This is a genomic window from Bacillus cereus group sp. BfR-BA-01316 (assembly GCF_022664195.1).
Lineage (GTDB): Bacteria > Bacillota > Bacilli > Bacillales > Bacillaceae_G > Bacillus_A.
This window is the reverse complement of the sequence record NZ_JAKUGX010000045.1, coordinates 18067-27462: the sequence shown is the minus strand read 5'-3', so window position 1 is coordinate 27462 and position 9396 is coordinate 18067. Positions and strand designations below refer to the sequence as shown.

Below are 9396 nucleotides of genomic sequence, written 5' to 3'. Positions count from 1 at the left end.
CACTCTCATATTTTATGTTTTTAATTACATTTTTTTATGATGAGCAAAATAGTCCATTGTTATTATACAACATGTACCACTATAGTATGTCAAGCAATTTTTCTTGATTTCAATTTTTCTTCATTGACATATAGTGTCAAGTAATTTTTCTTGATTTCTTTTTTCTACGGTGTTGCATTCTCTTTTTAGTTGTGTTAAATTATAGAAGTGTTTTTAGCATCGCATAAAAGACTAATATTGAAAAATTACGTATGTTACGGTAGTTAAGGGAGGGAAATATAGATGGCTCGTGTTTGTGCTATTACTGGAAGAAAAGCTCGTTCTGGCAACTCTCGTTCTCACGCAATGAACGCTACAAAACGTAAATGGGGCGCTAACCTTCAAAAAGTTCGCGTACGCATTGACGGTAAAGTTCAACGTGTTTACGTTTCTGCTAGAGCATTAAAATCTGGCAAAATCGAACGTGTTTAATAATAAAAAAAAGAGCCGCTAGGCTCTTTTTTTATTATACCAATGGAAAAAGCACCGGTAATAGGTGCTTTTTTTAGTCTTTTTTGAAGGTATTTAACATCGCACGAACAATTCCACCAAGAAATTTAGGTAACTTAATTGTATAAAATCTCATGGTTTCCCTCCTAATCCCCATTACTCCACTTGTTCACTATATAATGCAAGGAGCAAAATTGTTTCTTCAATCAGTGCTTCTTATCATCATTAATATGCCAGAAGTAAATGAAAAAGTACCTTTTTCCTCAACGAGTTCATTACTAATACAAAGTGTCGATCCCCACTCTATTGTTTTATTAGTAAGAGGATACTTAAAACCGTGAAGTGTAATGCCTTCTACCCTTTCAGTAACTGGTACAAATGATACGTATGGAAAATGTTCGTTTCCTTCAATTATATACATACCAAACTTTTTCACCATTATTTCATTTTTATTGTCCACAATACACATTTCTATATTTACTTCTAATCCCTTTAAAAGCATCTGAATATTTGCTAAACCATGATCAAGTCTTCCACCAGTAGCACCAAAAATACGAATTAATTTTGGTTTCTGTTCTAAAGCCCAGCTAATTGCAATTTCTAAATCTGTTTGATCTTTTTCTCGCGGGACAATATGTAATTCATTTGTCTGCTGTCCCATCCATGCTAATTCCTCATCAGTAACTGAATCATAATCCCCAAACGCAACAGCCGGAGTGATCCCTCTTTTCAACAAACGGTACACTCCTCTATCAACGGCCGCCCAAACTACTTCTTCATTTTCATACCGAGAAAAATCTGCGCAGTATTCTGCAGGTCCTCCCGCTAAAATATGAATAATCATTTTTCCTTCCCCTTCTATTGTAAAAAGGCAATCTGCCATTCGGTAGATTGCCTTTCTCCTTATTTGCCACTCTAACATGTATAAATAGTGAAGTCTTAATGAACTAGAAGCTTCACTAGGATAAAGGTTCGTTCATTCTTTATCCGCGAATTACACGAATTGCTTCACCACGGTCTTTTTGATTGTATACTGCTGATCCCGCTACAAGAACATTCGCTCCTGCTTCAATACAAAGTCTTGCCGTTTCAGCGTTGACACCACCATCAACTTCAATTTCCACTTCTAGATTTCGCTCTTTAACCATTTCTGCAACTTGTTTGATTTTCGGTAATACAGAATGAATAAACTTCTGTCCGCCAAATCCAGGATTTACTGTCATAAGTAATACCATGTCTATATCTTCTAATACATGCTCAATCGCTGAAACTGGAGTATGCGGATTTAATACAACCCCTGCTTTAATGTCATGAGATTTAATTAACTGAATTGTACGATGTAGATGAGGACACGCTTCTACATGAACAGTAATAATATCCGCTCCCGCTTTTGCGAAAGTTGGGATATAGTTATCAGGATTTTCAATCATTAAATGTACATCTAACGGTAACGATGTAATCGGACGGATTGCTTCTACAATTAATGGTCCAATCGTAATATTTGGTACGAAATGTCCATCCATTACATCGATGTGAATGTAGTCAGCTCCGCCTTTTTCTACATCTTTAATCTCTTCCCCTAATCTTGAAAAATCTGCTGATAAAATCGATGGTGCAATTTTAATCATGACTAATACCTCGGCTTTCTCTCTCTAATTTCTTCTACGAATTGTTTGTAATTCTTATAACGATATTCAGTAATCTTTCCTTCTTCAACCGCAGCTTTCACCGCACATTTCGGCTCAGCAAGGTGTGTACACCCTCTAAATTTACAGTATTGGCTCGCTTCTTTCAACTCTGGAAAACAATATGTAAGATCTTCTACTTCTATATCTATGAAATCAAGCGAACTAAAACCAGGTGTATCCGCAACAAGTCCGCTTCCAACTGTAATTAATTCCACGTGTCTTGTCGTATGTTTCCCACGCCCTAAATGTGAAGAAATATCATTAGTTTTCAATTCTAAATCTGGACGTAATACGTTTAGCATTGAAGATTTCCCAACACCAGATTGGCCTGCAACGACGGAAATACAACCTTCTAAGAATGGTTTCAGAATATCAATACTTTCCGATGTATTTATAGAAGTAAACAACACATCATAACCCATCTCACGATAATCATTTGCATAAGATTCAACAGTTTCTCTCATTTTTTCATCTACTAAATCCATCTTACTAATACAAATAATCGGTTTAATGTTATGATATTCAATCAATACTAAAAATCGATCTAACAGTCCTGGATTAAAATCTGGTTCTACCGCAGAGAAAACAAGAATAGCTTGATCAACATTAGCAATAGGAGGTCTAACAAGTTCATTTTTCCGATCAAATACTTCTAACACATAACCTTCATTTGGATTATCCGCTTGAAAAACAACTTGGTCTCCTACAAGTGGCGTAATTTTATTCTTTCTAAATACACCACGCCCACGACATTGTGTAATCCCTTCCTCATTCTGCACATAATAAAACCCACTTAGAGCTTTTACAATTTTTCCTTCTGGCATATAATTCTCCTTTATTTTGTATAAAATGAAACTGCAATTAAATATGAATAGACTAGAGTTCTTTAAACAATTATTTCAAAGCCCACCAAATATATATCCAGGTGCATATATTTAATCTACCATCAAATTTGAAATATTATTTACAACAGTATCACTTTTACAGCTTTTTGAATCATATATTTTTGCCTGCTATACAGTCCACGATGTAGACAGCATAACAGGCAAGAGTAATAAATTCCATCTTCTATATAAGGACGATGGAATTCACTATTATTGAGCTGGATATGGTACCTCCTTGTCCATAATCGTTACTCCATCTCGGACAATTTTATAATGTCCCTTTGCACCTTCTTGAATTACAAATTCTAAAGAAATAATCGCTGACTCAGTAATTGTTCTCGTTTCAACTGGTTTATCCATTTTTTGCTGCATATCTTCTTTATAAATTTCTATTGTTTGCGGCTTTTTCTCACCTGTTGCAGAAGCTTCATATGGGATAGAAATGTTATCCACTTTTACCGTTTTCGTTACTTTAGGCTTCGGACCATCGGAGATAACAATCGATACTTTATCTCCTTCTTTTAAAGGTGTCCCAGGCTTTGGTAACTGTGAAATAACAAGGCCTTTATCAACCGTATCTGAATACTCTCTTTTTATATCAGAAACAAGCTTTCTTTCATTTAAATAACCTTTTACACTATTTTCAGTCCATCCTGAAAAATCACCTGGTCTTATTTGATAAGGTCCTTTACTTACCCAAATTTTCAGTTCTTGTTCTGCCTCTATAACCATTTGATCAGGCGTTGGGATTTGCTCTACAATTTCACCTTTCGGCTTATCATTTTCAATATAATTTATTGTAACTTGTTTATATTTTTCTTCTAACTCAGCTCTTATACTCTCGAAATCTTTTCCTGTCAAATCACGCATCTTACTTTTCTTTTTCCCACCTGATTGGTAGATAGTAATTTTAGAGTTTTCTTTCACTACTCTTCCTGCTATAGGATCTGTTTTTATCACTTTTCCGGCTTCAACATCATCTGTATATACAAGATTAGGTTCAGTAACTTCAAAACCTTTTTCAACTAATGTATTTACAGCTGTCGTATATTTCATACCAGCCACATCAGGAACCTTCACATCTTTCGGAATAAAGAAACCTGGAATAACAGTAAGTGCTAAGGTTATCCCTATCGCTAAAAGTAAAAATGTTGTAATTAAAACTTTCAGCCATTTATTACTTCGCTTTTTCTTCTTACCTGATTCGGTCTCTTCTTTTCTTACTTGTTCATCCACTTTACTTCCTTTTAATACAATCGTTTCATCACTTACATTTTGAAATAGTTGTTCTTGTTGAATAATTGGAATCGCTTTCGTTGCTTCCATATCTTCTGGTATGTAAAATGGTTGTTCATTTATTCGTTCTGGGTATAGTGCTGTTTCAATATCTCGTTTCATCGCGTTAGCAGATTGATATCGATGGAACGGATCTTTCGCAGTTGCCTTCAATATAATATTTTCAACACTTTGTGGAATATTTTCATTCCATCTTTTTGGAGATGGCATTTCATTTTGTAAATGTTTTAACGCAATTGCAACAGCAGATTCACCAGAAAACGGTTGTCTTCCTGTTAACAATTCAAACATAACAATTCCAAGTGAATAAATATCTGATTGTTTATTCGCTATACCGCCGCGCGCTTGTTCTGGTGATAAATAATGCACCGAACCGAGCACCGAATTTGTATGTGTAATCGTTGCTGCACTTGTAGCTGTCGCAATTCCAAAGTCTGTTACTTTGACCACTCCGTCATCTCGAATCAAAATATTGTGCGGTTTAATATCGCGATGTACAATCTCAAAATGATGGGCGTGTGCCATAGCGGACGTTAACTGCTCCATTATATCAAGAGCATCTCCTATCGGTAACATCCCTCGATCAATTATGTATTGCTTCAATGTTCGTCCAGGTACATATTCCATTACAAGATAATATATACCATCCTCTTCCCCAACATCATACATATTCACAATATTTGGATGCGACAACGTTGTAACAGATTGCGCTTCTCGATGGAAACGTTTAATAAACTCTTCGTTATTTGAATAGTCGAGTCTTAATATTTTTACCGCTACATCTCGGCCAAGTATATCATCATGAGCTAAATATACATTGGCCATTCCTCCACCGCCAATCATTTTCAGCAGCTTATAACGGTCATTTAAGCGTTTTCCAATCAGCACGTTGCACTTCACCTACTTTCGTTTGTCGAATCCGTATAATCAATAATAACGAGGGTAATATTATCTTCTCCACCACGATCATTTGCTAATTGAATGAGATGCTCTCCCTTCGCCTCGAGCTGTTCATTCAATTGTAAAATTTGTTGCATATCAGCAATAGAAACTTTGTTCGACAATCCATCCGAGCAAAGAAGTAATTGATCATCTTCTTCAAGCACCAATGTTTTAACATCTAATCCAACTGTTTCTTCATTTCCTAATGCTCTTAACAAAACATTCTTTTTCGGGTGATATTCTGCATCTTCCTTTGAAATTTCGCCATGTCTCACAAGTTCATTTACAAGCGAATGATCTTCCGTTACAAGCGTCATTTTCCCCTCTGATACCATATAACACCGACTATCTCCTATATGACCTATAGTCACAAAATTCGATGTACAAATGGCTATTATAAGTGTTGTTCCCATGCCATTACATTCTGCATGCTGCTTAGAGTAAGCATATATGCGCTCATTAATAATTCCAACGTTAGTATGTAACCACTTTTCTACCTTTTTAGGCTCATTCATATTATGCGTTTGCTTCCAATAATCATGGAATAATTGAATAGCCATCGAGCTAGCTACATCGCCAGCTCGATGACCTCCCATTCCATCTGCTACTACCGCTAAAATATTTCCATCTAAATTGCGAAAAACTCCTGCACTATCTTCATTATGTTGACGAACTTTTCCTTTATCCGATAGAAACACGGCTTTCATCTCGTCACCTCGTCTCTTCTTTGCGCTCCTTTGCACGCAACTGACCGCAGGCTGCATCAATATCATGACCTTGTTCACGGCGAATTGTTACATTCACTCCACGATCTTTTAGCGTCTTTTCAAATAAGAAAATTTGCTCTCGTGGCGTACGTACATAATCACGTTCTGGCACGTAGTTTACCGGAATTAAGTTTACATGACATTTTACACCTTTTAAGAGCGCAGCAAGTTCTTCAGCTTGCTCAACTTGGTCATTTTCCCCTCCAAATAAGCCATATTCAAACGTAATACGACGCCCTGTTCTATTTACATAGTATTTAACAGCTTCCATTAAATCTGGTAGCTTATAGGCACGGTTAATCGGCATTAATTTTGAACGTAACTCTGTATTTGCAGAATGCAATGAAATCGCAAAATTAATTTGCATATCTTCTTCAGCGAACTTATAAATTTTTGGAACAATTCCACTTGTTGAAACTGTCATATGTCTTGCACCAATATGAATTCCTTTTTCATGATTTACAATGCGTAAGAATGACATTAAGTTATCATAATTATCAAATGGTTCTCCAATTCCCATAACAACAAGAGAACTTACACGTTCTTCTGTTACATCAAGCGCACGCTGAACTTCTACTACTTGCGCTACAATTTCTCCAGCCTCTAAGTTTCGTTTTAACCCACCAAGTGTAGAAGCACAGAACGTACAGCCAATGCGGCAACCCACCTGTGTTGTTACACAAATGGAATTTCCATATTCATGTCGCATTAGTACAGTTTCAATAGAGTACCCATCGTATAACTGGAATAGGAATTTAATTGTTCCATCCGAAGACGTTTGTTTTACTAAAGTGTTTAAAGTAGTAATATCAAAGGAATTCGACAATTTATCGCGCAATCCTTTAGCAAGGTTTGACATATCCTCATAATTTTTTACACGTTTTTTATATAGCCAATCAAAAATTTGTCCTGCACGGAATTTAGGTTCTCCTTGTTCCTTTAACCAATCTTGCATTTCATGAAGTTGTAAAGAATAAATTGATGGTTTCTTTGTTTCTAGATTTTTCTTTTGTTTTTTTACAGTCGTTTCCATGATGCTACACCTTCTTTCTTAAACAAGCAATATAAAAGCCATCTGTTGCAAAATAATGCGGTAAAATTCGTACTTGACCTTCATCAATATACGGATTTAACTTTTCTGGCATGCGATCTTTTATCGTAGTATCCCATTCAAATTCAGGATGCTCTTGTAAAAATTGCTTTATTACTTGTTCATTTTCTATTTTTTCAATTGTGCAAGTACTATAAACAAGGCGACCACCTTGTTTTAACAATGGTGCTATTTTTTCTAGTATCGCAAGTTGAATCGTTGATAACCTTTCACTATCGCCCTTATCTTTACCTAACTTAATATCAGGTTTACGTCTAATAACACCAAATCCAGAACATGGTGCATCTACTAATATTTTGTCAAAAGATTCATTTGCAAAATGCTCTTGAACTTTTCTAGCATCTAAAGCCATCGTTTCTACATTTTCTAAACCAAGTCTCTTCGCCTGTTGTTCAATTAAACGTACTTTATGTGCGTGTAAATCAAGCGACATTACCTTACCAGTTCCGTCCAAACGCTCTGCAATATGAGTTGTTTTTCCGCCAGGAGCAGCACAACTATCTAGAACTGCATCTCCTTTATTCGGTTCTAAAGCACGTGCTACAAGCATTGAGCTTTCATCTTGAATAGAAAGGAAACCTTTTTTGAACGCTTCTGTATGTGCGACATTTCCTCTTTCAATTTGAATTGCATCCTCTGACAATTCGCCACGTTTTGCTTCTATACCCTCATCAGCTAATAACGCAACCGCTTCTTCTACCGTTACTTTATCAACATTTACACGTGCTGTTGGTACAGGTGGCAACATATTTACTTCACACATTTTCTCTGCTGTCTCTAAACCATATTCGGATGCCCATTCTTGTACAAGCCACATTGGATGACTCGTTGCAATTGCAAGACGTTCTACTGGATTTTCGATTTCTTCTAACGAAGGTACACCTTCTCGCTGAATTGAACGCAATACTCCGTTCACCATGCCTGAAATCCCTTTATGCCCACGACGCTTTGCAATTTCAACTGCTTCATGAATAGCCGCTCTTTCTGGAACTCTGTCTAAATATAGCATTTGATATAGAGATAGGCGAAGCAACACTCTTACCCACGCTTCAACCTTTTTTCTTAAAAATGGTTGTAAATAATAATCTAGTGTGTCACGACGTTGAATTGTTCCATATACCATTTCAGTTAATAAACCAATATCTTTTCTGTCAATTGTATTTTTTTCAATCAGATTATTTAAAAGTAAGTTGCTATATGCACCACTTTTTTCTACTTGAATTAAGCCATCCAGAGCTAACTCACGAACATTTTGTCTCATGCATTTTCTCCTAACTTCGTACCAATTTCAGGTTTTGTTCCACGTAAAAATTGTGAACAACTCATACGCTTTTTACCAGATGGTTGCAATTCAGTGATTTTAACGCCTGTCTCATTCCCTGTTGCAACAACAAATCCATCTTCTTCAAGAGCTACTATTGTACCTGGTTCAGCTTTCTCTGTAATAGAGACTTTCTCTCCCCACCATACTTTAATAACTTGTCCTGCCAAAGTCGTATAAGCAACTGGCCATGGATTCAATCCGCGAATGTGATTGTATACTTCTTCACCTGTTTTTGTCCAATCAATTATCTCTTGCTCACGTTTAATATTATATGCAAACGTCACTTCAGCTTCACTTTGTTTAATTGGTTCTAGTTTACCCTGAATTAGTAAAGGAACCGTTTTAGATAAAAGGTGTGCTCCTGCTTCACTTAACTTATCAAATAATGAACCTGTTGTTTCACGCTCTTCAATTTCTACTTCTACTTGCGTTAATATATCGCCAGCATCTAATTTTTCTACCATATACATAATTGTAATACCTGTTTTCTCTTTACCTTCCATGATCGCATAATGAATTGGTGCACCACCGCGAAGTTCTGGAAGTAATGACGCGTGGACATTAATACATCCATACTTTGGCGCTTCTAAAATTTCATTCGGTACGATTTGTCCAAATGCCGCTGTTACAATTAAGTCTGGCTCTAGTGCTAATACTTTTTCATATTCGTCTTTTTCACGAATTTTTAACGGCTGTAATACTGGAATACCATGTTTCTCCGCTTCTACTTTAACAGGAGTAGGTGTTAAAACCTTTTTTCTACCAACTGGACGATCAGGTTGCGTTACAACACCAACTACGTCATATCCGTCCTCGATAAAACGACGAAGCACCGGCACAGAAAAGTCCGGTGTCCCCATAAATACTACTTTCATCATTCAAAAACCGCTCCTTT

General features: G+C 36.3%; 10 protein-coding genes. 1 reads left to right on the top strand and 9 read right to left on the bottom strand.

Annotated features, from left to right (window positions below; translation table 11 throughout):
- Positions 1–282 precede the first annotated feature (282 nt).
- Positions 283–471 carry a 50S ribosomal protein L28 gene (gene rpmB, locus MR071_RS23495; RefSeq protein ID WP_000124776.1) on the top strand — a complete coding sequence of 63 codons (189 nt, stop codon included), beginning with the start codon at positions 283–285 and terminating at the stop codon, positions 469–471.
- A gap of 73 nt (positions 472–544) precedes the next feature.
- On the opposite strand, the gene spoVM is transcribed toward rpmB, so the two are convergent.
- The 9 genes from spoVM to fmt form a co-directional block, all read right to left on the bottom strand.
- Positions 545–625 (bottom strand): stage V sporulation protein SpoVM, encoded by an 81-nt coding sequence (spoVM, locus tag MR071_RS23490; RefSeq protein ID WP_001213599.1) that lies wholly within the window; start codon positions 623–625, stop codon positions 545–547.
- A gap of 66 nt (positions 626–691) precedes the next feature.
- Positions 692–1372: a thiamine diphosphokinase gene (locus MR071_RS23485; protein ID WP_142395862.1), complete on the bottom strand. Its 681-nt coding sequence runs from the start codon at positions 1370–1372 to the stop codon at positions 692–694.
- Between the two features lie 100 nt (positions 1373–1472).
- The gene (rpe, locus tag MR071_RS23480) at positions 1473–2117 is read right to left on the bottom strand and encodes a ribulose-phosphate 3-epimerase (RefSeq protein WP_242238121.1); all 645 of its coding nucleotides are present in this window, start codon (positions 2115–2117) and stop codon (positions 1473–1475) included.
- 2 nt (positions 2118–2119) lie between these two features.
- A complete protein-coding gene (gene rsgA / locus MR071_RS23475) occupies positions 2120–3001 on the bottom strand; it encodes a ribosome small subunit-dependent GTPase A (RefSeq protein ID WP_002014503.1) in 882 nt (293 codons plus the stop codon).
- A gap of 270 nt (positions 3002–3271) precedes the next feature.
- Entirely contained in the window at positions 3272–5245 is a 1974-nt protein-coding gene (gene pknB, locus MR071_RS23470) for a Stk1 family PASTA domain-containing Ser/Thr kinase (RefSeq protein ID WP_242238120.1), read from the bottom strand.
- Between the two features lie 8 nt (positions 5246–5253).
- A complete protein-coding gene (locus MR071_RS23465) occupies positions 5254–6006 on the bottom strand; it encodes a Stp1/IreP family PP2C-type Ser/Thr phosphatase (protein ID WP_002014501.1) in 753 nt (250 codons plus the stop codon).
- Positions 6007–6010: 4 nt separating this feature from the next.
- Positions 6011–7099, bottom strand: a complete 1089-nt coding sequence (rlmN, locus tag MR071_RS23460) for a dual-specificity RNA methyltransferase RlmN (RefSeq protein WP_242238119.1) — start codon at positions 7097–7099, stop codon at positions 6011–6013.
- A gap of 4 nt (positions 7100–7103) precedes the next feature.
- The gene (rsmB, locus tag MR071_RS23455; protein ID WP_002088220.1) at positions 7104–8438 is read right to left on the bottom strand and encodes a 16S rRNA (cytosine(967)-C(5))-methyltransferase RsmB; all 1335 of its coding nucleotides are present in this window, start codon (positions 8436–8438) and stop codon (positions 7104–7106) included.
- Positions 8435–9379, bottom strand: a complete 945-nt coding sequence (gene fmt, locus MR071_RS23450; protein WP_105586425.1) for a methionyl-tRNA formyltransferase — start codon at positions 9377–9379, stop codon at positions 8435–8437. Before fmt ends, rsmB begins: the two co-directional genes overlap by 4 nt.
- Between the last annotated feature and the right edge of the window lie 17 nt (positions 9380–9396).